This is a genomic window from Vibrio sp. 378, assembly GCF_033339435.1.
The window spans coordinates 1-523 of sequence record NZ_JAWOUO010001158.1 but is presented as its reverse complement, the minus strand read 5'-3'; the positions used below and the strand labels follow the sequence as shown (position 1 = coordinate 523).

Here is a 523-nt window from a genome sequence, read left to right as displayed (position 1 = left end):
TTTTCTAGGCCATCAAACACTGCACGGCCAATGATAGAGTGACCAATGTTCAACTCGTAAATTTCTGGTAGCGCAGCAATTGGTGCTACGTTGTGGTAAGTCAGACCGTGGCCAGCGTTCACAATAATACCAAGGTCATCAGCGTAGCTTGCACCCGCAGCAATCTTCTTCAATTCTGCTTGTTGCTCTTCTTCTGTTTCTGCATCAGCGTAATGACCAGTATGAAGCTCGATAAATGGTGCACCACACTGCTTCGCCGCTTCAATTTGCTGACGATCCGCATCAATAAACAGAGAAACTTTAATGCCTGCTTCCGTTAGCTTTTGCGTTGCCGCTTTTACTTTCTCAAGTTGGCCAACCACATCTAAGCCGCCTTCAGTAGTGAGCTCTTCACGCTTTTCTGGTACGAGACAAACAAACTCTGGCTTAGTTTTTAGTGCGATCTCAACCATTTCCTCAGTGACCGCCATTTCTAGATTCATACGTGTTTGAATCGTCTCACGTAGAATACGCACATCACGAT

Annotated in this window: 1 protein-coding gene; it reads right to left on the bottom strand. The window is 45.7% G+C overall.

Annotated features, from left to right (window positions below; all coding sequences use genetic code 11):
• Positions 1-523, bottom strand: a 523-nt coding sequence (locus tag R7Q48_RS30915; RefSeq protein WP_318134232.1) for a pyridoxine 5'-phosphate synthase, incomplete at both ends; no start/stop codon positions are given.